We start from the raw sequence: 22,961 nt of genomic DNA, 5'->3' as shown, positions 1-22,961 counted from the left end.
AGGTTCGAGAAGAGGGCTCGGCGGAGAGTCGGGAGTGAGGCGGGGGAAATCGTGTGGTGAGAGGTGCGTGAGATGTCGTGGACGGTGACCGGGACAGGGATCAGGGGCACGTCGTGAACCGAGGCCGGCGCAGGGCACCCCGCAGGAAGACGGCGATCACGTCGAAAGGGTTGCTCCTGGGCGCCGGAGTCGTTCTGGCGGGCGGCGCGGTCGCGGCGGCGGTGACCGTGTGGCCGGGCGACGGGACCCGGACGCCGAGCGGGTCGGAGCCCTCACGGGAGGGGCCGGCCGTGAACGCCGCCCCGAGCTCACCGTCCGCGTCCCCGTCGCCTTCGCGCTCGTATCCGCTGTCCCAGAAACCCCGGACCATCCCCGCCGTGCGGCAGCACGAGGCCGCCCGGGGCCCCGGCTGGAAGCCCGCGGACGGGGGCCGGGTCGTCGTACGGAACGCGGCGCTGGCCGACGAGGGGCAGCTGACCGCCGGGGAGCTGGGGCTCGCCTACGCGGGGGAGGCGAAGCCCCGGGCCGGGGACGTGGAGCTGGCGCTCACCGGGTCGGGGAGGTCCGGCTCGGAGGCGTACACGCTGACCGTCGGGGACGGCCGGGTACGGATCGCCGCGCCCGCCGAGGCGGGCGTCTTCTACGGGACGCGCACCCTGAAGCAGGAGGTCCGCGGCGGCGGTACGGCGCCGGAGGGCGTCGTGCGGGACGAGCCCGCCAAGCCGCAGCGCGGGTTCATGCTCGACATCGCGCGCAAGCACTTCACGGCGGGCTGGATCGAGGACCGCATCCGTGAGCTGGGCGACCTGAAGTACAACCAGCTCGGGCTGCACTTCTCCGACGACCAGGGGTTCCGGATCGAGTCCACGAGCCACCCCGAGGTGGTGTCGGAGCAGCACCTCACCAAGGCCCAGGTGCGGAAGATCCTGGACCTCGCGGAGAGCCGCCATATCGAGGTCGTCCCGGAGATCGACTCTCCCGGGCATCTGGGGGCGGTGATCGCGGCCAATCCGGAGCTTCAGCTGAGGAACGCGCAGGGCGTCGCCGCGAGGGGAGCCGTCGACATCTCGAACCCGCGGTCCGCCGAGGTCGTGGACGAGCTGCTCGACGAGTACGCCGACCTGTTCAAGGGCGCGTACTGGCATCTCGGCGGCGACGAGTACCGGGCGCTGATGGTGTCGAACCCCGAGGCGTCCTATCCGCAGCTGGCCGCCGCCGCGCGCCAGAAGTACGGCCCCGGCGCGACCGTCGCCGACCTCGCGACCGGCTGGCTGAACGACCGCGCGAAGGTGATGATCGGCCACGACCGGACCGTGCGGGCCTGGAACGACGGGTTCTTCCGGGGCGGGTCGGTCCAGGCGGACAAGGCGATCCAGGTCGCCTACTGGACGGGCAAGGAGATCGGCGCACGGCCGCCGATCGAATATCTGAGCGCCGGGCGACAGGTGATCAACTACAACGACGAATACCTGTACTACGTCCTCGGCGAGCCCAACCAGTTCTTCTACCCGACCGGTCAGCGCATCTACGAGTCCTGGACGCCCCGGGTGCTGCGCGGTACGACCGCCGTGCCCGCGCAGTACGACGACCAGATCCTCGGCGGTGTCTTCGCCGTCTGGTGCGACCTCGCGAACCGGCAGACCGAGGCACAGGTCGCGGCGGGCGTCCGGATGCCGCTGCGGGCGCTGTCGCAGAAGCTGTGGGATCCGGAGAAGCCGGCGATGAGCTGGACGGAGTTCCGGGCGCTGGCGGCGAAGGTGGGCTGACCGGCCGGGCGCGGAAGCGGGGGGGGCGGAACGGGAGCGCGGAACGGGAGCGCGGAAGCGGGAGGGCGGTAGCGGGAGGGCGGAACGGAGCCCGGAAACGGGTGAGCGGGAACGGGGCCCGGAAACCGGTGGACGGGTGGAGTCGGTGAACCGTATCTTCCGCGTGTTCTTGATTCACGTGCCTGCTTCACGTTGCCGAGCGTGAGGGTCTGGGGAGGGCCGCGTTCGGCTGTTTCGATCACACGGGGGATTCACGATGAACTGTGCGCGCTGCGCGAACTACGCGGCGGCACCCGGCGGCGAGCTGTGCAGACAGTGCGAGGCGGCGGAGCTGCACCCGGCGGATCTGCCGCTCCCCGCGCACACGGCGTTGCCCATCCAGTCGCCCCACGGGCCCGCCTGGCTGAGGTCGCCGGTGGCGCTGGGGCGGGCGGTGGCGATCCTGCTCGGGGCGGTCGCCGTCGCCGACCTGGTCGCGGTGTGGGCGGACCTCATGCTCCTCGACGTGATGGACCGGATGGCGGGCGGTGAGTGGGTCGCGGCCATGGAGGACTCCGACCGCGCGGACGGGCTCATCGCCCTGGCCGGCATCCTCCAGACGCTCACCTATGTCGGCACCGCCGTCGTCTTCGTGGTCTGGTTCCACCGGGTACGGGTCAACGCCGAGGTGTTCGAACCGTTCGGGCACCGGAAGAAGCGCGGCTGGGCGATCGGCAGCTGGTTCGTGCCGGTGGTGAACCTGTGGTTCCCGCGCCGGATCGCCCTCGACTGCTGGGACGCGAGCGGTCCTTGGCGGAAGCCCCGGTCGCACGCGCTCGTCAACACCTGGTGGACGCTGTGGCTGCTCAGCCTCTTCGCGGGGGAGCTCGGGGACCGGATGTACATCAGAGCGGAGGAGGTCGAGGAGTACCGGCTGGCCGCCCAGCGGATGCTGTTCGCGGACTCGCTCGAAATCGTGTCCGCCGTGTTCGCCGCCCTGTTCGTGCTCGCGCTCACGCGGATGCAGGACGAGAAGGCGCGGAGCGGGCCGGGGGTGCCGGATCCCGTGGGTGTGTGAGCCCGTCACCTTGTGGGTCTGCTTCAAGGGTGTCCGCTTCAAGGATGTGTCCGCTTTGGGGTCGTGTTCGCGCAACCGTGCGGATTGCCTTATTCCGGGCGCGAACCGCCGTACGGATGTGGTCTATTCCCGGTATGGGGTTCTGGGGGTACTACGTCGTGGGCAGAAGTGAGCGACTGCTCGCGGAGCTGGACGCGCTGGCCGGGGCCGAGGGCATGACGCTGTGCGCGACGGCGGCCGGAGGGTGGCAGATCTGGGCTTACCCGACGGGCGCGCCCGGTGGCGAGGGCGGCGAAGGTTCCGGCGACGTCGGGAACATGAACGCGCTCGCCCGGGAGACGGGGGCGCCCGCGCTGTTCGGTTACGTCATGGACAGCGACTGTGTGGTCGTCGAGGCCGCCGGGCCGGAGAGCGGGGCGTGGACCACGTGTCTCGCGCGGCGGGCCATGGCCAGGTACCTGGGCGACGGCGAGGGGCTCACCGTCGAGGACTACTTCCTCGAACCGCGCGACGCCGCCGAGCGTGCCGTCGCCTGGGCGGCGGAGGCGGGACGGGCCGCCACCGAGCGGGCGTTGGCCGATGTGTTCACCTCAGAGCCTGGACCGGTGGACCCCCTGGCTGAAAACATTCTGTTCCGGTTGCTCGACCGGCTCGGGGTCGTCCCTCTGTGACACTCCCGCGCCGTCGCACGCAGTAAGGGGAAGTGCGGGCTCCGTATACCGGGGTGTGGTCGAGCGGGATCTAGGGGAGGCGCGATGAGCCTGGTGGAGCTGTTGGCCCAGGCCGACGAACGCGGTCTGGCGGCAAGCGGGTTGGCTTGTTTGGACCGCTGCGTACCGCTTCTCGGGGGTGACGACGAGGTTCTGCGTCCGCTGTGGGCGGGGCTGGTGGACGAGGGGGAGGACTGGGGGGAGCGGGTGGTGAAGGTGCGGGGGGAACTGGGGTCGGCTGATGTCGATTCCGGTTCCGGTGCGGAAGAGGTCGTTCTGCTGGCTCGGCGGATGCTTGACGCGGTTCCCGTGGAGCGGTCCGGGGACGGGCTGCGGGAGTGGGCCGATGTGTGTTCGGTCGCCGCCCTGCGGATCCATCAGCTGCTCGACCCGTTGGACGCCGGGGGCGACGACTCCGTGGCGGCCTGCCGTGCGGGCCGTACCGACGGGGCCTCCCATCTCGTCGCCGCCGAACTGCGCCGGCAGGTCGTGGTGCTGGAACTGCTCGCGCAGCACGGTTCGGCGGGGCTCCGGCAGGCGCTCGGTGTGGCCACGGAGGGGCGGCGGGTGCTGCGGGCGGTCGTGTCGCGGCGGGCGCGCGGCGCGCGGCGCTAAACCCCGTTCTCCTGGCGGGTCCTGTGGGTGTCCTGGGGCCGGGTGTGGTGGTCCTGCACCGGTGTCGCGCACACGCCGAAATCGCGAAACGTCTGGTGGGGAGCGGGCGCTTTCCCGAGTGTGAGCGCACAGCAGACATTCAGTTCGGGCAGTACCTCCAGCCTGCCGGGGAGTTCCGGGAGCCGGACCGGGAGTCGGACCGGGAGTGCGGCGAAACCCGTTCGGTGGGCGGCCGACGCGGTGGCGGTGATGCGGGAAGGGGCGCGGGTGCGGCTCGACTATTCGGCGCAGAGTCTGTGGCGGGTGGACCGGATGATCGAGGAGATACGGCGGGAGGGGGCGCCGTACGCCGCGGTGGAGGGGGCGTTGCGGGGGTTCGGGGCGTACGGGGGTGAGGTCGTGGTGCGGTGGGCCGGGGGTGAGTGGGTGGAGTCTGGTGGGGGGTACTGGGTGCGGACCTGGGACGGGCGTTTCTGGGATCCGTTGGAGGAGGCGCGGCGGTGTTTTGTGGGGGAGGGGTCGTTGCGGTTGTTGTGCCGTGACGCGATGTCCTCCGGTTGAGGCCGGGGTGAGGGGTGGGGTGTTTGGGGTGGGTGGGTGTGTGCGGGTTCGGTGGGGCTTCTCGCGCAGTTCCCCGCGCCCCTGAAAAGCAGGGGCTGCGCCCTGTGCTTTTCAGGCCCGCAGCCGCCTCGCCTTCAGGCCCGCCAGGGCCTGAATCTCTAGGGCCGCGGGGAACTTCGCGGCCGGCCCCCACCGGACCCGCACCCGAAGGACGAACCTCCATCCCCGAGGACTGTGACACTTACGCGGAGCGCGACGCAGAGGTCCGTGGGGACCGGTGGTGGTCGGGACGGTCCCCGGGAATGGGATCCCGGCACTGACTCGGCACTGTCCCGGACAGCTTGGGGCCAGGGAGGGGAACCTCGGCGCGTGCAGGCGTACGACGGGGAACTCGGCGCGGCCGTCGCGCGGGCCCAGGACGGGGACGAGGCCGCGTTCGCGGTGGCGTACCGGCTGGTGCAGCCCGGGCTGCTCGGATATCTGCGCGGCATCGTCGGGGACGACGCGGAGGACGTCGCCTCGGACGCCTGGCTGGAGATCGCGCGGGACCTCGGGCGGTTCAAGGGCGACGGCGCCGGCTTCCGGGGCTGGAGCGCGACCATCGCCCGGCACCGGGCCCTGGACCATCTCCGGCGCCAGAAGGTCCGGCCCCGGGCGACCGCGCTGGAGAACGACCTCCTGGAACTGCCCGGCACGCACAGCACCCAGGACCAGGCCCTGGAGTCCCTCTCCACCGAGCAGGCCCTCGCGCTCGTCGCCCGGCTGCCCCGCGACCAGGCCGAGGCCGTACTCCTGCGCGTGGTCGTCGGCCTCGACGGCCCCTCCGCCGCCCGCGTCCTCGGCAAACGCCCCGGCGCGGTCCGCACCGCCACCCACCGGGGACTGAAGCGGCTCGCCCAGCTCCTCCGGAGCGAGGGTGTGAGCGAGGGTGTGACGGATGACGGTCCCCGGACGCTGGGGGAGTCGAGATGACCGACAGCGGCGACAGCGGCGTCGGCCTCGGCCGCGATGGCGATCCCGGCGGCCATGACAGCGTCGGGACGTACGGCAAGAGTGGGACGTACGGCGAGAGCGGGACGTACGGGGAGAGGGAAGGGCGCGAGATGCCGTCGGGCAGGGCGGAGCCGGAGCAGGGCGTGGGGCGCGACAGCGCGGGGCGGGGCGACGGCCGCCGGGTCATGAGCGACGCCGCCGCCGTGCCCGAGAACGCAATCCCCGCCGTGCCTGAGAACGCAATCCCCTCCGTGCCCGAGGGCGCCGCCCCCTCCGTGCCCGAGGGCGCCGCCCCCTCCGTGCCCGAGGGCGCCGCCCCCTCCGTGCCCGAGGGCGCCGCCCCCTCCGTCGACTCCCTCCTCGCCGCCGCCGTACGCGGGGGCGCGTCCGCCGACAGTGCGGGGGAGGCGCGGGCGGTGGCCGCCTTCCGGGCGGCGCGGGAGAAGGGGGCGCGTACGGCCCGTACCCGGCGCCGGGACGACTGGCGGCCCAACGCGCGGCGCCGTGTCCAGCTCTCCATCCGCACCACCCTGGCCGTACTGCTGGCCAGCCTCACCCTCGGCGGAGTCGCCTTCGCGGCGATCGGCTCGGCGGCGCACGACGACGAGGGCGCCGGCGGGGAGCGTCGGGACCGAGGGGGTTACGGGGAACAGGACCGGCGTCCCCGCACCACCGACGGCACCCCCGCCCGGCCCGGCCCCTCGACCGCCCCGCGCACGGACCCCTCGACGCCCGACGGCCCCGCCCGCGCCGACAAACCCGTCGCCTCCCGGCAGCCGGGGGACAAGGCCGACCGCCGGGCCGACGGCAACACCCATGGCAACAGCAACAGCAACAGCAACAGCAACAGCAGCAAGGATGACGGCGAGGGTCGGCGCGGCAGCGATCATGACGGTAAGGGCACCGGCGATGGCACAGCCGACGGGCCACGAGAGGCCCCCCGCCCCACTGAGCCCAGCCCCTCCGGCAGCCGGCCGGGGTCGGCGGGCGAAACTCGGGGGGCGGATGAGGCGGCGGCGTCGCGAGAGGCCGGGAGAACGAAGTGAGGCCGGCGTGCTCGCAAGACCCCCGTACTCGCAAGACACCCGGCCGACTCCGCCGATGGCAACGGCCGGGGCCGCCACCCCCCACAGGAGAGGCCCCGACCGTCGCGCGGCACGGGCCGCGCGGCGACCCGTACTCCCTACAGCGTCGCGTCGGCGTTTTCTGTCACACCCCACCGCATCACGAGTTAGTTGCATGTTCTACGGACATGGACGGTCAGCGGTTTCAGGCCGTAACGTGCCATTCGCGCCGGATCGTGGATGGCGGAAGACCACCACAACCGTCCACGGCCTGGCACCGCAACCATCCATTGAGGACCACGACGGCGAGAACCCGGTCCGCGAGAGCGGCGCCGGTTGAGGCGCAAAGAGGGGCGCGCGCGGGTGCTGGGGGACGACGCGGAGCTGACCGCCGCGGTGCTTGCGGCACAGGACGGGGACGAGACCGCGTTCCGGACTGTGTACCGCTCGGTGCACCCACGGCTGCTCGGGTACGTGCGGACACTGGTCGGTGATCCGGACGCGGAGGACGTCACCTCCGAGTCCTGGCTGCAGATAGCCCGTGACCTGGAGCGGTTCAGCGGAGACGCCGACCGGTTCCGCGGCTGGGCCGCGCGGATCGCCCGCAACCGGGCCCTCGACCACATACGTATGCGCGGGCGCAGACCCGCGACCGTCGGCGACGAGACCGAGCTGACCGGCAAGGCCGCCGAGTCCGACACGGCAGGCGAGGCGATGGAGGCCCTGGCGACCGACCGCACGCTCTCGCTCATCGCCCAGTTGCCGCAGGACCAGGCGGAGGCGGTGGTCCTGCGTGTCGTGGTCGGCCTCGACGCGAAGACCGCCGCGGCGACGCTGGGCAAGCGCGCGGGCGCCGTACGGACGGCCGCGCACCGGGGGCTGAAGCGGCTCGCCGAACTGATCGGGGAGAATCCGGAGACGGCTTCGGATGCCGACCCGGAATCCGGCGACCCGCTGGACGCCGTACCCCCGCCGAGAGACGCGCGTGTACGCGCGGCCACGTCCGCCGGTGTGACGCATACGCGTTCGCGGACGCAGAAGGATGTGTGATGGCCGACGAGCAGTACAAGTGGCTGAACCGCGACGCCGCGGAGAGGCTGCTGCGTGGGGAGCCGCTCGAAGCCGTCGACGCCGACACCCGCGCCCGTGCCGACCGGCTCGCCGAGGCGCTGGAGGCCCTGGCCGCCGAGGTCGAGCCGGTGTCCTCCCAGACCCCCGAACTCCCGGGCGAGGAAGCCGCGTTGGCCGCCTTCCGCACGGCGCGTACGGCCCGTACGGCTCGCACGGTCCCCACAGCGCACTCCGGTGAGCACGGTCAGGCCGCGGAGTCCGGCCGTGGCAGCCGTACGCACACCGCCTCGGCGCCCGCGGCCGACGGGGGGCTCGTACGTCTCGGCCGGCCGGTGTGTCCGCCCGCCGGGTCGGACGGCCGCCGGGCCCGCTGGGGCCGGCCGGTGCGGTTCGGGCTCGTCGCGGCGCTGGCCGCCGGGATGCTCGGCGGGGTCACGGCGGTGGCCGGCGGCGGTGCGCTGAGCGCCTTCCGCGACGACGAACCGGAACCCTCCGCCACCGTCTCCGCCGGCCAGTCGCCGGACCAGCCGCTGCTGTCGCCGTCGCCGAAGGCCGAGAAGGGCGACGGCAGGCGCGAGGCGTGGGGCGAGGAGACGCCCGATGCGTCCCCGGACCCCTCCGAGAAGGGCGACGCCCCCTCCGGCGAGGGCACCGGCGGAACAGGCGGCACCGACGAGGACGGGCAGCCCGATGGCACCCGGCAGAACGGGAATCTCACCCGGGAGCAGTGGAACAGCGTGCTCTCCGCCTGCCGTGATGTCCGCGACGGCAAGAACCTGGACGCCGACCGCCGACGCGGCCTGGAGGACGCGGCGGGCGGCAAGGGCAAGGGGGAGCTGAAGCGGTACTGCGAAGGCGTCCTCGCGGGCAGCCTCGGCAACCCCGGCAACGCCAAGCGCCCGGGCGGGGGAGCCGGGACGGGCCAGGGCACCGGGACCGGCGCGTCAGGCTCCGGCGACTCCAGCGGCCCCACCGGCGGCGGTGCCAAGAACCCGCGGTCCGGCAACGACTCCGACGAGGACGACGACTCGGACCACGGCAAGGGCCGCCACGGACACGGCAAGAACGGGAACGGCAAGAACCGCCACGGGAACGGCAAGGGCTACGGAAACGGCTCCTGGAACGGCACCGGCAAGAACAAGAGCGGCAAGGGCGGCAAGGGCGGGAAGGGCGGGAAGGGAAACAAGGGCGGGAAGGGAAACAAGGGCGGCAAGGGCAGCGGTGGCAACGGTCACCGGGGCCGGCTCGCCGCGGTGCCCCCGATCGACTTCGTCGTCCGCGTCACCCCCTCCTGACCCTCGCTCGCGCACACCCCTGCTGACCCTCGCTTGCGCGCCCCTCCCGACCGCTGCTCGCGCACCCCTCCTGACCTGTGCTTTCGCATCCTTCAGGATTTCTTTCGCCGAGCGGGTAACACTTTCGGCGGCCCCGGCGCAGTAATGAGTGAGCCGACTGGTCATCGGCCGTCGCACAGAGCCGGGGTTCCCCCCGTACCTACGGCTCGTGCACCTTGGCGCGGGCGGGACACGTTCCCCCGGTCCCGCCCGCGCCCCATACCCCCGTGATTCCCCCGTCTCCCCCGTGCCCCGTACTTCTCATGACGCGCGGGGGCCCCTCTCGCTATCCGTCATGTGACGCACGTCACTGCGTCGGCCGGATGTGGACCTGGCGCCATCCGGCGTCACCAGTACACGACCACCTTGTCGCCGTTCCTCACCTGGGCGAACAGCTGCGCGATCGCCGCCTCGTCCCGGACGTTGACGCAGCCGTGCGAGGCCCCGTAGTAGCCGCGGGCCGCGAAGTCGGAGGAGTAGTGGACGGCCTGGCCGCCGCTGAAGAACATGGCGTACGGCATGGGGGTGTCGTACAGGGTCGACCAGTGGTCGCGGGACTTGAAGTAGACGCTGAAGACGCCCTCCCGGGTCGGCGTGTACTCCGAGCCGAACCGCACCTCGACCGTCGTCAGCGTCCGGCCGTCCACCATCCAGCGCAGTGTGCGGCTCGTCTTGCTGATGCACAGCACCCGGCCGGTCAGACAGCGCGGGTCGGGTGACGCGGCCGGCTGCCCGCCGTACGCGTACAGGTCCCACTTGCCGGGCTCCCGCGTCATGTTCAGCAGCCGCGCCCAGGTGACGCTGTCCGTCTTCCCTGTCCGGGGCAGCCCCCGCTTGCCCTGGAAGCCCTTGACCGCCCGGACCGTCAGCTCGTCGTACGTCCCCGTGGGCCCGGCGAAGAGCCACGCGACCTGCCGCAGCCGGGCCTGCAACTCGCGTACGTCCAGCCCCTCGTCGCCCTGGGACCAGAGGACCGGGGCGGGGGTGGGGGCCGGTGGCGGTGTGGGTGTGGGCGGTGGGTTCGTCGGTGCCGTCTCGCGCGTGCCCTTGTCGTCACCGGACCCGTCGGACCCGTCGCTGTCGCCGTCGTCCTGCTTCGGGCCGCCGCTCGCCGGGGCACTCGCTGTGCCACTCGGCGTACCGGTCACATCGACGCGTACGGGTTGGCGCTGGCCGCCGTGCACCTCGATCCCCTGGGCCGTGCAGGCGCCGGCCATCGTGAGTGCCGCGAGCGCGGCCACCGATCTCCGCATGTCCTTGGTACGCATCAGGGCCCCCGTCGTCTCATGATCCGCCGCGTCCGGTCGTTCTCCCGGACAGGTTTCCCGGGCGTGACCCGTCGCGAACAAACGGGCATGGTTGTGAGCAAGGTCCCAGCCAGGTGCACTCCACCGGGTGCGGACGCGCCGCTACAGTCCGTCGCGAGGGTCAAGGTACTGGCGAGTAACAAGCGGACGGTCGAGCGACCGACGACCGAACCGACGACCGAACCGACGACCGGTGACCGAACCGACGACTGAACCGACGACCGACAATTGAACCGACGACCGGCAGATGAACTGACAAGTGCCCCCGGGCCCCCGGGCCCCCGGGCCCCCGGGCATCGAGCAGGACGGAGACACACACCATGGCGCGCGAGTCGGAGTCCGGACTGCCCATCGAGCCGGTGTACGGGCCGGAGGTGCTACGGGACTGGGATCCGGCGGACCGGCTGGGCGAGCCGGGCGCGTACCCGTTCACCCGTGGCGTCTACCCGTCGATGTACACCGGGCGCCCCTGGACCATGCGCCAGTACGCCGGCTTCGGTACGGCCGTGGAGTCCAACGCCCGCTACAAGCAGCTGATCGCCAACGGCACGACGGGGCTGTCCGTCGCCTTCGACCTGCCCACCCAGATGGGCCACGACTCCGACGCCCCGATCGCCCACGGCGAGGTCGGCAAGGTGGGCGTGGCGATCGACTCCGTCGACGACATGCGGGTGCTGTTCGGCGGCATCCCGCTGGACAAGGTCTCGACATCGATGACGATCAACGCGCCGGCGGCCCTGTTGCTGCTGATGTACCAACTGGTCGGCGAGGAGCAGGGCGTACCGGCCGAGCGGCTCACGGGCACGATCCAGAACGACGTGCTGAAGGAGTACATCGCGCGCGGGACGTACATCTTCCCGCCGAAGCCCTCCCTCCGTCTGATCGCCGACATCTTCCGGTACTGCAAGGCCGAGATCCCCCGGTGGAACACCATCTCGATCTCCGGCTACCACATGGCCGAGGCGGGTGCCTCGCCCGCGCAGGAGATCGCGTTCACCCTCGCCGACGGGATCGAGTACGTCCGTACGGCGGTCGCGGCGGGCATGGACGTCGACGACTTCGCCCCCCGGCTGTCCTTCTTCTTCGTGGCCCGTACGACACTCCTGGAGGAGGTCGCCAAGTTCCGTGCCGCGCGCCGGATCTGGGCCCGGGTGATGCGGGACGAGTTCGGCGCGAAGAACCCCAAGTCCCTGATGCTCCGCTTCCACACCCAGACGGCCGGGGTCCAGCTGACGGCCCAGCAGCCCGAGGTGAACCTCGTCCGCGTCGCCGTGCAGGGCCTGGCGGCCGTGCTGGGCGGCACCCAGTCCCTCCACACCAACTCCTTCGACGAGGCGATCGCCCTCCCGACCGACAAGAGCGCCCGCCTCGCCCTCCGTACCCAGCAGGTGCTGGCCTACGAGACGGACGTGACGGCGACGGTCGACCCCTTCGCGGGTTCCTATGTCATCGAGAGGATGACCGACGACGTGGAGGCGGCGACGGTCGAGCTGATGCGGAAGGTCGAGGACCTCGGGGGCGCGGTCGCCGCCATCGAACACGGCTTCCAGAAGAGCGAGATCGAGAGCTCCGCCTATCGCATCGCCCAGGAGACCGACTCCGGCGAGCGCGTCGTGGTCGGCGTCAACCGCTTCCAGCTCGACGCGGAGGAGCCGTACGAGCCGCTGCGGGTCGACCCGGCCATCGAGGCCCAGCAGGCGGAGAGGCTGGCGAAGCTGCGCGCGGAGCGGGACGGGGCGGCGGTGGACGCCGCCCTCATGGCACTGAAGAAGGCGGCCGAGGGTGAGGACAACGTCCTGTACCCGATGAAGGACGCGCTCCGGGCCCGCGCGACCGTGGGCGAGGTGTGCGGCGCGCTGCGGGAGGTCTGGGGGACGTATGTGCCCAGCGACGCGTTCTGACCGGCAGGCCGTGAACCGTGCAGGCCGTGAACCGTGCAGGCCGTGAACCGTGCAGGCCGTGAACCGTGCTGACCGACGGACGGGATCGAACGATCGACGGGCCGGGGCGGAATGTCAGACCCCCGTGCCACACTCCTTTTCATGTTCGGCGTCACTGACCTTCCCACCTATCTGGCAGGACTTGTCCTGATCGTCCTGCTGCCCGGCCCCAACTCCCTCTACGTGCTGTCCGTGGCCGCCCGGCGCGGGATACGGACCGGGTATCGGGCCGCCGCCGGCGTGTGGGTCGGCGACACCGTGCTGATGACGCTCTCCGCGGCCGGGGTCGCCTCGTTGTTGCAGGCCAACGCCGTGTTGTTCGGGATCGTGAAGTACGCGGGCGCGGGGTATCTGTCATGGCTGGCGGTGGGGATGCTGCGGGCCGCGTGGGGGATGTGGCGGAGCCGGCGGGAGAGGGTGGCCGACCAGCGGAGCGAGGAAACCGTGGACGGGGAGCGGCCGTTCCGGCGGGCCCTGGTCATCAGTCTGCTCAACCCCAAGGCGATCCTGTTCTTCGTCGCCTTCTTCGTGCAGTTCGTGGATCCGGGATATGCCTACCCGGCCCTCTCCTTCGTCGTCCTCGGTGCCTTCGCCCAGGTCGCCAGTTTCCTGTATCTGAGCGCGCTGATATTCAGCGGCACCAGGCTGGCCGCCACCTTCCGCAGCCGGAAGCGTCTTGCGGCGGGGGCCACCTCGGCGGCGGGGGCGCTCTTCCTGGGGTTCGCGGTCAAGCTGTCGCTGGCGAGCGGCGCCTAGGAGTGGAAGGCGCCCAGGAGGCGCACGCACTTCCCCGCGCCCCTCAAGAGACGCGGGGAACCGCGCGAACCGTGTCGCTCACCGGCTCTCCGGCGCTGTCGCCGGCCCGGACGTGCTGACTACTTCGCCGGGCTCTTGGCCGCCCTCGCCTTCCTCGCCTTCCTGATCGCCCTCGTGACGACCGGCGGCAGGAGGTCCACGGCCAGCTTGCGGGCGCCGCTCTGCGGGGGGCGGGCCGGGCGGGGGCGGGCCGGAGGCTGTGGCTTGGGGGCCGCGGGCGCGGGGGCCGGGGGCTCCGTCCAGTGGCGGGACTTCGGGAAGGCCGGGGCCTTCATGCCCTTGGACTTGAGGCGGATGATGCGGTGCCCGGCCGCCCGCTGGTTGCTGAGGTGGCAGTCGTCCCGCCGCGCGACCATCTCCAGGAGGGCGTCCTGGATCGGCTCCGGGTCGTCCCAGGTGCCGTAGAGCTTCTGCGTGCTGATGCAGATGGGGTTGAGGCCCCGGTTGAGGACGGCCTCCCACGCGGCGATGGAGACACCGGGGGTGTGCTCCGAGCGGAAGTCGTCCAGGACGACCAGGCCGCCGGGGAGGAGTATGTCCCGGGCGGCGGTGATGTCGGCCTCGACGTGCTCGTACAGGTGCGAGGCGTCGATGTGCACAAAGCGGCAGGAGCGCGGTTTGACCTCGCCGGGGACGATCGAGCTGGGGCCCTGGAGCACGCGGGGCAGCTCGTCGTGGAAGGAGAGGTAGTTCGCCTCGAAGGCCTGGCGGGTGAGCGTGCTGCGGTACGACTTGGTGGCTTCGGCGGCGTTGGCGTCGTCCGGGGCGTCGCTCTCGAACAGGTCGCAGACCGTGTAGGCCTCGCCCTCCTGGAGATGACTGCCGAGGAAGATGGCGCTCTTGCCCATGTAGACGCCGACCTCCAGGAGGTCGCCCTTCTCGTCCGAGGCCTCCTGGCGGTTCAGGAACCAGTCGAAGAGCAGTTGGTCGAGCACCGGAAACCAGCCGGGAACGTCGTCGAGTTCCCGGGGGAGCCGGATGGTGCCTTGTTCCGTGGTCTTGTCAGAGGTCATTTCAGAGGCCATGAGGACAGAAGACTCTCTTGCGTCGACGAGGCGAACAGGCGAACGGGCCTGGAACCTATGAGATGCCTTTGGCCCGGTCAAGGATGATGCGGAGCCTCTCCGAGGAAGCGTTTTCGAATCCTCGGGTCGGATGAACAGTGGGCCAATTTCAGGTTCAGGGACGGTTCAGTCGCGGCGTCCTGCGAGTGATCTGCGCAGCAAGGGCCCCAGGGGGCGTTCGACCCAGTGGTGCAGCAGCCAGGCGAGCAGCAGCATCAGCGCCACGGTGAGCGCGAGGGTGAGGGAGGACGGGATGCCGAGGCCCTGGTGCAGTACCTGGACCACCGGCCAGCCCAGGTGCTCGTGCACGAGGTAGAACGGGTACGTCAGGGCACCCGCGGTGGCCAGCCAGGGCCAGTTCACCCGGTTCAGCAGGCCCAGGGCCACCGCCCCCACGGCCACGAAGCCGACGGTGACGGCCAGGATGATGCCGAGCTGGGAGCGGTAGGAGAAGAAGTCGGGGTTCGGGGCGTGCCACATGTCCTCGACCGTGTGGTACTGGCTCAGCAGCAGGCTGAACACCACGATCAGCCAGGCCGCGGTGTCCCGGCGGTCGCGGTGCACCAGATAGAGGCCCATGCCGCCGATGAACAGGGACGCGTACTCCGGCATCAGGACCACGTCCAGCAGTGGCTCCTTCGCGGCCCCCGCGAGCACCGAGGCCAGTGTCCAGCCGCCGCAGAACCAGATGACGCGTCTGCGGGTCACCCCGGGCAGCACGACGCACAGCGCGAACAGGACGTAGAAGCGGACCTCCGCCCACAGGGTCCAGCACACCCCCAGGACGCGGTCCGCGCCGAGCGGCATCTGCAGCATCGTGAGGTTGACGAGGAACTCACTGGCGGACACCCGCGCGAAGGCGATCCCGGGCAGGGCGAAGACCGCCGCGACCAGGATCACCGCTGCCCAGTACGCCGGGAACAGCCGGGCGGCGCGGGAGGCCGCGAACGCCTGGAGCGAACGCCCCCAGCCACTCGCACAGATGACGAACCCGCTGATCACGAAGAAGGCCTGAACCCCGGCCCACCCGTACGCCAGCCAACTGTGCGCGGTCGGGAACTGCACGGCGGGCGAGGCCCCCCATGCCTTCCCGATCTCCCCGTCGCGCCCACCGTAGTGATAGGCGGCGACGGAGAGAGCGGCGAGCAACCGCAGCCCGTCCAGCGCATAGAGCCGGGGCTTGGGCCGGGCACCCCCGAAGGGGCGCGGGGCTGTATCGATCTGCGGCTCCGCCGCGGGGCGCGCCCGGCCCCCACTCGCCCGCGGCCGGGACTCAACAAGATCACCGGTCTTCGTCGCAGAAGTCACCTGGGGGCTCACCCCAGAGTGGCCCGCTTGAGGGACCGCGCCCGTCGCGCGACTCTTCGGACGGTCGCGTTGCGCGGAATGAACGCGAGCTGCACCGGAATCCCACCGGGCAACCCCAGCGAGGTCAGCCGGCGCCGCTTGAAGTACCGCAGCGTGTGCGCGCTCAGATGCTTCGTCAGATACGCGGTGGTCTCGGTGCGCAGCGACGGGTAGATCTTCGACTGCATCGCGAACCCCACCGCCCGGACCAGCCCGTTGAGGTCCGCCACCTTCGTACCCGGCTGCTGCGAGGTCACCGCCGCCCGGTCGCCCAGTTCCGGAAGCAGCGCGTCCACGATCGTGACGGGCACCCGGTTGCTGTTCTCGTACGGCGCGAGCCGGTCCAGCAGGGTGCCCGTGCCGACGCGGGCGACCGGGAGGCCGTACAGCGCGGAGGCGGTGAGCAGGGCCGTGGAGAAGCAGCCGACGACGAGAACCGGACGCATCCGCTGGTAGAGCACCTCGGCGAGGACCGGCGTGTCGAGGACGGTCAGGTCGGCGCCGAGCCGCTCCGCCTCCTTCTCCAGACCGCGCGACCAGCGGGCCGGGGCGCTGGGGTGCGGCTTGAAGACCACCTTGGTGTGCCCGAGCGCGACGGCGCCCTTCAGCATCCGTACGTGGAGGTCTTCCTCCTCCTCGGCGGTGAGGATGTTGAGCGCGGAGAGGTACTGGCCGAGCAGCAGCGCCGGTTCCTCGATCACGGGCAGCGCGTCACCGGTGTCGACCAGCTCCGCGAGCACCTTCACGAAGGCGTCGGTCGGCACGATCTCCGCCTCGACCCCGAACTCGGTGAGCAGCAGCGGCTTCAGGTCCGGGACCAGGTCCAGGTGGAGGAGCCGGTCGATACGGGTGCCGACCAGCGGGTCGATCTTGTTGCGGGTGGGGCCGTAGCTCATCAGGCCGTCCGCGTACACGGTCACGGGGGCGCCGGTGAAGATCTGGGTGAAGCCGAGCGCCGGGTGGACCTGGATGGACTCCACGGCCAGCTCGACGTCGTCGTCGCCCAGGTTCCACAGCAGCCTCAAGTGCCGTTCCCACAGCGGGACGTCGTCCAGGCGCGGGGACCAGCCGCCCGGGTGGAACGGGGAGATGGTCTCGTTCCAGGAGATCACGTCGTCGAAGCGGCCGCGCAGCCGCTCGAAGCCGGGCATCTCGTCCAGGGCGGGCGCCGTCTCGGGCGTGGCCGCGTTGTTGGAGATCAGCAGGATGCGCCGGGAGGCGGGGCGGAAGCACTCGGTGTCCAGGGCGGCGGCCAGCGTGGCCGTGCCGTACAGCGTGGACGCCATGAAGATCTGCGTGGTCATGCGGCGACCCCCGTCGAGGCGGGACGACGGCGCAGCCGGCGCAGCCGGGTGGCGCGCTGGACGTCCATGGAGTCGAGGGCCTCGTCCAGCACGTTCTGCGGCATTCTGCGCAGCGCGACCGCGCTCATCGACTTCAGTTTCCGTGCCACCGCCGGCTCGAACCTTTCGATGGATCCCAAATGGTGGGAGATAATCGCGCAATAAGTGCGCACGGCCTTGGGGAGAAGTCGGTCCGCGTCCCGGTCCTGCGCCGTTTCCGCGATGACCTGGTCGAATGCGCGAATGAAATCGAGCTGGCGCACGTCGCCGATCTGGGTCAGGGAGGACGCCACGCCGCGCCGGTAGAAGACGCCGAGCAGCCCCACCGTGGCGAAGGATTCGGCCTCCCGGTGGAGCTTCCAGATCCACGGCCGGTCCTCGGCCGTGCGCAGCCCGTGCGTGAAGTGCAGCACACCCTTGTCGACCAGCCGGCGGTGGTAGATGCCCGCCCAGGCGTACGCGTAGTCGACGGAGGTGGAGCGGTCGGCGGGCAGGATCGCGTCGCGCGGGTTCATCACGACGCCCCGGCGCCCGTTGGGCACCCGGTGGATGGAGCGGCCCCGCGCGGTGCACTGGACATGGTCCGTGCGCACGAAGTCGCAGCCCAGGTCCTCGATGGCGCCCAGCAGTTGGGGGTAGTAGCCGGGGGCGAGCCAGTCGTCCCCGTCGAGGAACGTCAGGTACTCGCCGCGGGCCTTGTCGATGCCCGTGTTGCGCGCGGTCGCCAGTCCTCCGTTCTTCTCGTGTCTGACATACACCGCCCCCGGCAGCTCGCGCTCCGCGCGCGCGAGAATGTCCGGTGTCTCGTCGCGAGAGCAGTCGTCGACGAGAATGAATTCGAAGTCCTCACGAGCGTTCGCTCCGAGGCTCTTCAGGGTGTCGGGCGCGTATTGCTGCACGTTGTAGAACGGCACGATGACGGAGAGCTTGACCACCCCCGTGACGTTAGGCGGCCCTCCGGCATTCGTCTTGACCAGCTGCTTGATGTCAGGTGAACGACACGTGGCGGTACCGTGAACCAGACACTTTCCTGTGCCATTCGCGCCCCGATTCGCCGTTCGTCGATGTGCTGTTAACCCTTTGTTGTATTTGGGTTGGGCCGTTGAACGGAATCGCTTCCTAGCGTCTTCGATGTGCCAGCAAGTGCAACGAACGGCCTGCGAGTCGCCGTCCTCGCGGATTCCGACACCCGGTGGAAATGGGGCGCGCTCACCGCGCACCGTCTCGCTTCGGAGGACGCGGACATCCGCCTGGACGGCTTCCTCCTGCGGGGCCGAGCCACCCCCACAGCCCGCCAGCTGCAGGAAGTCGGCGTTCGCCCCGACTCCCTGCGCGAGGTGACCGGCCTCGAATTCCTGCGCGCCATGAAGGAGGACACGAAGGAGGACGCCTACGACGTCATCGTGCTCTCCCTCGTCGGCGGGGGTGTCCAGGCGATGCTGCACGGCCTGCGGGCGGCCTGGGGCGCGCGTGCCAAGCGGCCCGTGGTCGTCACCGGATACGTCGGCGTCGTCTACGAGAAGCTCGCCGACGGCCTGCTGCTGCGGCACGGCGCGGACCTCGTCCTCGCCAACTCCCGCCAGGACGCGGACCGTTTCCGGGCCGTGTACGAGGGTGTGGGCGCCGACGCCACGTCGGTCACCGAGGTCGCGCTGCCCTTCCTGGGCGGCAAGCCCTACGCCGGCGCCCAGGACCCGTACACGGTGGCCTTCGCCGTACAGCCGTCCGTCCCGGACAACCGCAGGGACCGTACGTACCTGCTGAACCGGCTGATCCAGCACGCGAAGCTGCACCCGGACCGCCAGGTCCTGCTGAAGCTGCGCTCCAAGCCGGGCGAGCACACCACGCACATCGAGGAACTGCCGTACCAGAAGCTGGTGCAGCGGCTCCCCGGCGGCGCGCCCGCCAACTTCCGCCTGGTGTACGGGAACATGGGCGAGGTCCTCGACACCACCGACCTGCTGGTCACCATCAGCTCCACGGCCGCCCTGGAGTCGCTGCACCGCCGGATCCCGACCGTGGTCCTCACCGACCTCGGGATCCGCGAGACCCTCGGCAACCACCACTTCGTGGGCTCCGGCTGCCTCGCCTCCTGGGACCAGCTGGACGCCGGGTACGAGCCGGCCCCGGACCCGGAGTGGGTGGCCCGGCAGGGCGTCGTCGCCGACGGCTCGTACGCCACCGCCTTCGACGCCGCCCGGGACCGGATCGCCAAGCTGGTCGCGGCCGACGGACTGCCGCCCCTGGCGCCGTACTACACACCCGTCACCGCGCCCGGCTATCTGCCCGGCATCCTCGCCCGCCACCACCTCGGCCCCGACGGCGACCCGCTGCCCGGGGCGCCCGCCGCCGACCGGCAGGCCGGGCCCGTACGGCAGATCGTGCGCCGGGCGGCGCGCGGCGCCTACCGCCACGGAGTGCAGCGCGTGGCCCCCGTCATCCGCCGGATGGGGGAGCTGTGAGCCGCCCGACCCCTTCGCACGCACCGCAAGGAGTTCCACTCATGTCCAACCCGGAAGCGGGTCAAGCGCCTTCCGTCCGCCGCGTCCTCGCCGTGATCCCCGCGCGCGGCGGCTCCAAGGGCGTCCCCGCCAAGAACCTCGCCCCCGTCGGCGGCGTTCCGCTGGTGGCCCGCGCGGTGCGCGAGTGTCTGGGCGCCCGGCTGGTGACCGATGTCGTCGTCTCCACCGACGACCACGCCATCGCGGCCGCCGCCCGGGTGGCCGGTGCCGAGGTCGTGCTGCGGCCCGCCGCCATCGCCGGGGACACCGCGACCTCCGAGGCCGCCGTCATCCACGCCATGGACGCCCACGAGGCCCTCCACGGCTCACCGGTCGACGTCGTCCTCCTCGTGCAGTGCACCAGCCCGTTCATCCTCCGCGAGGACGTCGACGGCGTCGCCCGCGCCATCGTGGAGCACGGCGCCGACACCGCCCTCACGGTCGCCCCGTTCCACGGCTTCATCTGGCGGGACACCGCCGACGAGCCCCAGGCCGCCGAAGCCGCCCGCACGGGAGCCGTGGACGGCGAGGCCACCGGCGACACCGAGGCGGACGGCGGCTACGGCGTCAACCACGACAAGTCGTTCCGCCCCCGCCGCCAGGACCGCCCGCAGGACCTGCTGGAGACCGGCGCCGCCTACGCCATGGACGCGGCAGGCCTGCGCAAGCACCAGCACCGCTTCTTCGGCCGTACGGAACTCGTCCGCACCGACCCCGCCCGGGTCCTGGAGATCGACGACCCGCACGAGCTCGCCCGCGCCCAGGCACTCGCGCCGTTCTTCGACGCGGACCGCCCCGGCGCCCTCCCGACCGCCGCCGACATCGACGCGGTCGTCCTCGACTTCGACGGCACCCAGACCGACGACAGGGTGCTGATCGACTCCGAGGGACGGGAGTTCGTCTCCGTGCACCGCGGCGACGGACTCGGCATCGCGGCCCTCCGCAGGAGCGGCCTGACGATGCTCATCCTGTCCTCGGAGAAGAACCCGGTCGTCGCCGCCAGAGCCCGGAAGCTGCAGATCCCGGTGCTCCACGGCATCGACCGGAAAGACCTCGCACTGAAGCAGTGGTGCGAGGAGCAGGGCATCGCGCCGGAGCGCGTGCTCTACGTCGGCAACGACGTCAACGACCTCCCGTGCTTCGCCCTCGTGGGCTGGCCCGTGGCGGTCGGCAGCGCCCACGACGTCGTGCGCGGCGCCGCACGCGCGGTCACCACCGTCCCCGGTGGCGAAGGCGCGATCCGGGAGATCGCCGGCTGGATCCTCGGTCCCTCTCTCGACTCTCTCGACCCCCTCGACAGTTAAGGAATCGTCCCACCATGAGCACCAACTCCCGTCTGCGCACGTTCGGTTCGAAGACCGCCGGCCCCGGCCACCCCGTCTACGTCGTCGGTGAGATCGGCATCAACCACAACGGTGAGCTGGAGAACGCCTTCAAGCTGATCGACGCCGCCGCCGAGGCCGGCTGCGACGCCGTCAAGTTCCAGAAGCGCACCCCCGAGATCTGCACCCCCCGCGACCAGTGGGACATCGAGCGCGACACCCCCTGGGGCCGCATGACCTACATCGACTACCGCCACCGTGTGGAGTTCGGTGAGGACGAGTACCGCCAGATCGACGAGTACGCCAAGAGCAAGAACATCGACTGGTTCGCCTCCCCGTGGGACACCGAGGCCGTCGCCTTCCTGGAGAAGTTCGACGTCCCCGCCCACAAGGTGGCCTCCGCCTCCCTGACCGACGACGAGCTGCTGCGCGCCCTGCGCGCCACCGGCCGCACGGTCATCCTCTCCACCGGTATGTCGACCCCGAAGCAGATCCGCCACGCGGTCGAGGTCCTCGGCAGCGACAACATCCTGATGTGCCACGCCACGTCGACCTACCCGGCGGTGGCGGAGGAGCTCAACCTCCGCGTCATCAACACCCTGCAGGCCGAGTACCCGAACGTGCCGATCGGCTACTCCGGCCACGAGACGGGCCTGCAGACCACGCTCGCCGCGGTCGCCCTCGGCGCCACCTTCGTCGAGCGTCACATCACCCTCGACCGCGCGATGTGGGGCTCCGACCAGGCCGCCTCCGTCGAGCCCCAGGGCCTGACCCGCCTGGTCCGCGACATCCGCACCATCGAGGCCTCCCTCGGTGACGGCGTCAAGAAGGTCTACGACTCCGAGCTCGGCCCGATGAAGAAGCTGCGCCGGGTCTCCGGCGTCGTCGCCGAGGCGGAGATCGCGGCGGCGGCGGGCGAGCCGGTCGGCGTCTGACACCACCACCCCACACATCAAGGGAAGCGACGGTCGTACGTCGATGAGCCCCCGCGCCGGAACCGCCGGCCCCCACACTCTCGCCTTCGTCGAGAGTCCGGTACAGCTGTTGAACGTGCTGGAGTGGGCGCACGCCCACGCCCTCGGCACGCCCGAGGACCCCGGCGCGGGGCCCTTCGGAACAGGCGGCGCGGGGCTCACCCTGGTGGTCCTGTCGCCCAACGACCCCATGACCCGTGGCCAGTTGCGCCGGATGGCGGAGCTGGCCCGGGACGAGGGCCACGAGGTGCGCTGGGAGGAGGCGCGCGGCGGTACCGCCGCCCCCTTCCGCACCATCGGCGGCCTCGCCCCGCTGCTGCGCGCGGCACGCCGCATCGTCCTGGGCGACCCCTTCTCGCGTTACGTCCAGCTCCTGCTGACCATCACCCGGGCACCGGACGTGGTCGTCGTCGACGACGGCACCGCGACCATGGAGTTCGTCTCCCAGCTGGCCCGCGGCGAACGCCTCGTCCGCTGGCACCGCAAGGGCGGCCGACCCGGCCCCCGCGACCTGCTCTTCGCCCCGGTCTCCTCCAAGGCCCGCAAACGCCTCACCCCGAAGGCCGGGAGACGGGTCGAGGTCTTCTCCTCCATGCCGATCGACGAGACCCCCGAGGGCGTCTCCGTCACGGCCAACGACTTCTCCTGGACCCGGGCCCGCTTCGGCCCGCCCCGCATCACCAAGGGCGCCGACCTCGTGGGCACGTCCCTCGTGGAGACCGGCGTCGTGGACGGCGAGCGCTATCTCGAAGCCGTCCGCTCCCTCGCGAAGGCCCACGGCGCCACCCGCTACTTCGCCCACCGCCGCGAGAGCGCCGAGAAACTCCACGCCCTCGCCGCGGAGACGGGCCTGGAGATCGTCCGCCCCGACCTCCCCCTCGAACTGATCGCCCGCCGGGGACCCATAGGCCGTACGATCCTGAGCTTCCCGTCGACGGTGGTCCACACCCTGCCCCTGGCCCTGGCCGGCACGGACGTACGCGTCGCGGTCTGCGACATCGACCCCACCTGGCTCACCCAGAACGCCTCCCCCCGCGCCCAGGGCTTCCTGTCCGGGGTCACGGGCACGGCACGGGACGTCCACCGGCTGTCGTCGGTGGCGCCGATCTGAGCCGCCCGTCGATCTGAACCACCCTTCGCGTGTTCGCTCCGGGAGTATCCGGAGCTGTCGCTTCC

At 71.4% G+C, this 22,961-nt stretch carries 20 protein-coding genes; 15 read left to right on the top strand and 5 right to left on the bottom strand.

Translation table 11 applies throughout. From position 1 onward, the window contains the following. Nucleotides 1-170 precede the first annotated feature (170 nt). From ABT147_RS05335 to ABT147_RS05295, 9 genes are all read left to right on the top strand, one after another. On the top strand, nt 171-1,766 hold the full coding sequence (locus ABT147_RS05335; protein WP_351403019.1) for a beta-N-acetylhexosaminidase: 1,596 nt from the start codon (nt 171-173) through the stop codon (nt 1,764-1,766). 256 nt (nt 1,767-2,022) lie between these two features. Further along, nucleotides 2,023-2,823: a DUF4328 domain-containing protein gene (locus ABT147_RS05330; RefSeq protein WP_351402816.1), complete on the top strand. Its 801-nt coding sequence runs from the start codon at nt 2,023-2,025 to the stop codon at nt 2,821-2,823. 134 nt (nt 2,824-2,957) lie between these two features. Beyond that, entirely contained in the window at nt 2,958-3,494 is a 537-nt protein-coding gene (locus ABT147_RS05325) for a hypothetical protein (protein ID WP_351402815.1), read from the top strand. 84 nt (nt 3,495-3,578) lie between these two features. Then, nucleotides 3,579-4,148 carry a hypothetical protein gene (locus tag ABT147_RS05320; protein ID WP_351402814.1) on the top strand — a complete coding sequence of 190 codons (570 nt, stop codon included), beginning with the start codon at nt 3,579-3,581 and terminating at the stop codon, nt 4,146-4,148. Nucleotides 4,149-4,310: 162 nt separating this feature from the next. Then, the gene (locus tag ABT147_RS05315) at nt 4,311-4,709 is read left to right on the top strand and encodes a hypothetical protein (RefSeq protein ID WP_351403018.1); all 399 of its coding nucleotides are present in this window, start codon (nt 4,311-4,313) and stop codon (nt 4,707-4,709) included. Nucleotides 4,710-5,078: 369 nt separating this feature from the next. Next, a complete protein-coding gene (locus tag ABT147_RS05310) occupies nt 5,079-5,681 on the top strand; it encodes an RNA polymerase sigma factor (protein ID WP_351402813.1) in 603 nt (200 codons plus the stop codon). Further along, a complete protein-coding gene (locus tag ABT147_RS05305; protein ID WP_351402812.1) occupies nt 5,678-6,748 on the top strand; it encodes a hypothetical protein in 1,071 nt (356 codons plus the stop codon). The genes ABT147_RS05310 and ABT147_RS05305 overlap by 4 nt, the downstream gene beginning before the upstream one ends. A 381-nt stretch (nt 6,749-7,129) precedes the next feature. After that, nucleotides 7,130-7,816, top strand: coding sequence for an RNA polymerase sigma factor (locus ABT147_RS05300; RefSeq protein ID WP_351402811.1), 687 nt, complete (start codon nt 7,130-7,132; stop codon nt 7,814-7,816). Then, nucleotides 7,816-9,132 (top strand): hypothetical protein, encoded by a 1,317-nt coding sequence (locus tag ABT147_RS05295; protein WP_351402810.1) that lies wholly within the window; start codon nt 7,816-7,818, stop codon nt 9,130-9,132. Before ABT147_RS05300 ends, ABT147_RS05295 begins: the two co-directional genes overlap by 1 nt. A gap of 386 nt (nt 9,133-9,518) precedes the next feature. Here ABT147_RS05295 and ABT147_RS05290 read toward each other — a convergent pair whose 3' ends face one another. Continuing rightward, nucleotides 9,519-10,439: a L,D-transpeptidase family protein gene (locus tag ABT147_RS05290; RefSeq protein ID WP_351402809.1), complete on the bottom strand. Its 921-nt coding sequence runs from the start codon at nt 10,437-10,439 to the stop codon at nt 9,519-9,521. Between the two features lie 359 nt (nt 10,440-10,798). Here ABT147_RS05290 and ABT147_RS05285 point away from each other — a divergent pair, with 359 nt between their 5' ends. Both ABT147_RS05285 and leuE read left to right on the top strand, forming a co-directional pair. Further along, complete coding sequence (locus ABT147_RS05285) at nt 10,799-12,379, top strand: acyl-CoA mutase large subunit family protein (protein ID WP_351402808.1); 1,581 nt, start codon at nt 10,799-10,801, stop codon at nt 12,377-12,379. A 141-nt stretch (nt 12,380-12,520) separates the two neighbouring features. Continuing rightward, nucleotides 12,521-13,174, top strand: coding sequence for a leucine efflux protein LeuE (leuE, locus tag ABT147_RS05280; RefSeq protein ID WP_351402807.1), 654 nt, complete (start codon nt 12,521-12,523; stop codon nt 13,172-13,174). A gap of 119 nt (nt 13,175-13,293) precedes the next feature. Here the strand turns inward: leuE and ABT147_RS05275 are convergent, their stop codons facing one another. The 4 genes from ABT147_RS05275 to ABT147_RS05260 all read right to left on the bottom strand — a co-directional run bounded on the left by ABT147_RS05275 (nt 13,294) and on the right by ABT147_RS05260 (nt 17,923). Continuing rightward, the gene (locus ABT147_RS05275; protein ID WP_351402806.1) at nt 13,294-14,247 is read right to left on the bottom strand and encodes a class I SAM-dependent methyltransferase; all 954 of its coding nucleotides are present in this window, start codon (nt 14,245-14,247) and stop codon (nt 13,294-13,296) included. A gap of 177 nt (nt 14,248-14,424) precedes the next feature. Beyond that, on the bottom strand, nt 14,425-15,606 hold the full coding sequence (locus ABT147_RS05270) for an acyltransferase family protein (RefSeq protein ID WP_502983027.1): 1,182 nt from the start codon (nt 15,604-15,606) through the stop codon (nt 14,425-14,427). 8 nt (nt 15,607-15,614) lie between these two features. Next, nucleotides 15,615-16,949 (bottom strand): alpha-2,8-polysialyltransferase family protein, encoded by a 1,335-nt coding sequence (locus tag ABT147_RS05265; protein ID WP_351402805.1) that lies wholly within the window; start codon nt 16,947-16,949, stop codon nt 15,615-15,617. Continuing rightward, the gene (locus ABT147_RS05260) at nt 16,946-17,923 is read right to left on the bottom strand and encodes a glycosyltransferase family 2 protein (protein ID WP_351402804.1); all 978 of its coding nucleotides are present in this window, start codon (nt 17,921-17,923) and stop codon (nt 16,946-16,948) included. Before ABT147_RS05260 ends, ABT147_RS05265 begins: the two co-directional genes overlap by 4 nt. A gap of 198 nt (nt 17,924-18,121) precedes the next feature. Here ABT147_RS05260 and ABT147_RS05255 point away from each other — a divergent pair, with 198 nt between their 5' ends. The 4 genes from ABT147_RS05255 to ABT147_RS05240 are packed head-to-tail and all read left to right on the top strand — an operon-like array spanning nt 18,122 to nt 22,896. Beyond that, complete coding sequence (locus ABT147_RS05255; RefSeq protein WP_351402803.1) at nt 18,122-19,450, top strand: DUF6716 putative glycosyltransferase; 1,329 nt, start codon at nt 18,122-18,124, stop codon at nt 19,448-19,450. 41 nt (nt 19,451-19,491) lie between these two features. Beyond that, nucleotides 19,492-20,793 (top strand): cytidylyltransferase domain-containing protein, encoded by a 1,302-nt coding sequence (locus ABT147_RS05250; protein WP_351402802.1) that lies wholly within the window; start codon nt 19,492-19,494, stop codon nt 20,791-20,793. Nucleotides 20,794-20,807: 14 nt separating this feature from the next. Further along, complete coding sequence (locus ABT147_RS05245; protein WP_351402801.1) at nt 20,808-21,746, top strand: N-acetylneuraminate synthase family protein; 939 nt, start codon at nt 20,808-20,810, stop codon at nt 21,744-21,746. 43 nt (nt 21,747-21,789) lie between these two features. After that, nucleotides 21,790-22,896 (top strand): hypothetical protein, encoded by a 1,107-nt coding sequence (locus tag ABT147_RS05240; RefSeq protein WP_351402800.1) that lies wholly within the window; start codon nt 21,790-21,792, stop codon nt 22,894-22,896. Nucleotides 22,897-22,961: the final 65 nt, after the last annotated feature.

This window comes from Streptomyces sp. NPDC001868, from assembly GCF_040297125.1.
Classification (GTDB): domain Bacteria; phylum Actinomycetota; class Actinomycetes; order Streptomycetales; family Streptomycetaceae; genus Streptomyces.
The sequence above is the reverse complement of the archived record's forward strand: the minus strand, read 5'-3'. Positions and strand labels throughout refer to the sequence as shown.

Coding starts and splice junctions, on each gene's coding strand:
- ABT147_RS05275 (WP_351402806.1), bottom strand. CDS start 14,247: ATGACCTCTGACAAGACCACGGAACAAGGCACCATCCGGCTCCCCCGG.
- ABT147_RS05245 (WP_351402801.1), top strand. CDS start 20,808: ATGAGCACCAACTCCCGTCTGCGCACGTTCGGTTCGAAGACCGCCGGC.
- ABT147_RS05325 (WP_351402815.1), top strand. CDS start 2,958: ATGGGGTTCTGGGGGTACTACGTCGTGGGCAGAAGTGAGCGACTGCTC.
- ABT147_RS05265 (WP_351402805.1), bottom strand. CDS start 16,949: ATGACCACGCAGATCTTCATGGCGTCCACGCTGTACGGCACGGCCACG.
- ABT147_RS05305 (WP_351402812.1), top strand. CDS start 5,678: ATGACCGACAGCGGCGACAGCGGCGTCGGCCTCGGCCGCGATGGCGAT.
- ABT147_RS05250 (WP_351402802.1), top strand. CDS start 19,492: ATGTCCAACCCGGAAGCGGGTCAAGCGCCTTCCGTCCGCCGCGTCCTC.
- ABT147_RS05285 (WP_351402808.1), top strand. CDS start 10,799: ATGGCGCGCGAGTCGGAGTCCGGACTGCCCATCGAGCCGGTGTACGGG.
- leuE (WP_351402807.1), top strand. CDS start 12,521: ATGTTCGGCGTCACTGACCTTCCCACCTATCTGGCAGGACTTGTCCTG.
- ABT147_RS05240 (WP_351402800.1), top strand. CDS start 21,790: ATGAGCCCCCGCGCCGGAACCGCCGGCCCCCACACTCTCGCCTTCGTC.
- ABT147_RS05330 (WP_351402816.1), top strand. CDS start 2,023: ATGAACTGTGCGCGCTGCGCGAACTACGCGGCGGCACCCGGCGGCGAG.
- ABT147_RS05295 (WP_351402810.1), top strand. CDS start 7,816: ATGGCCGACGAGCAGTACAAGTGGCTGAACCGCGACGCCGCGGAGAGG.
- ABT147_RS05320 (WP_351402814.1), top strand. CDS start 3,579: ATGAGCCTGGTGGAGCTGTTGGCCCAGGCCGACGAACGCGGTCTGGCG.
- ABT147_RS05290 (WP_351402809.1), bottom strand. CDS start 10,439: ATGCGTACCAAGGACATGCGGAGATCGGTGGCCGCGCTCGCGGCACTC.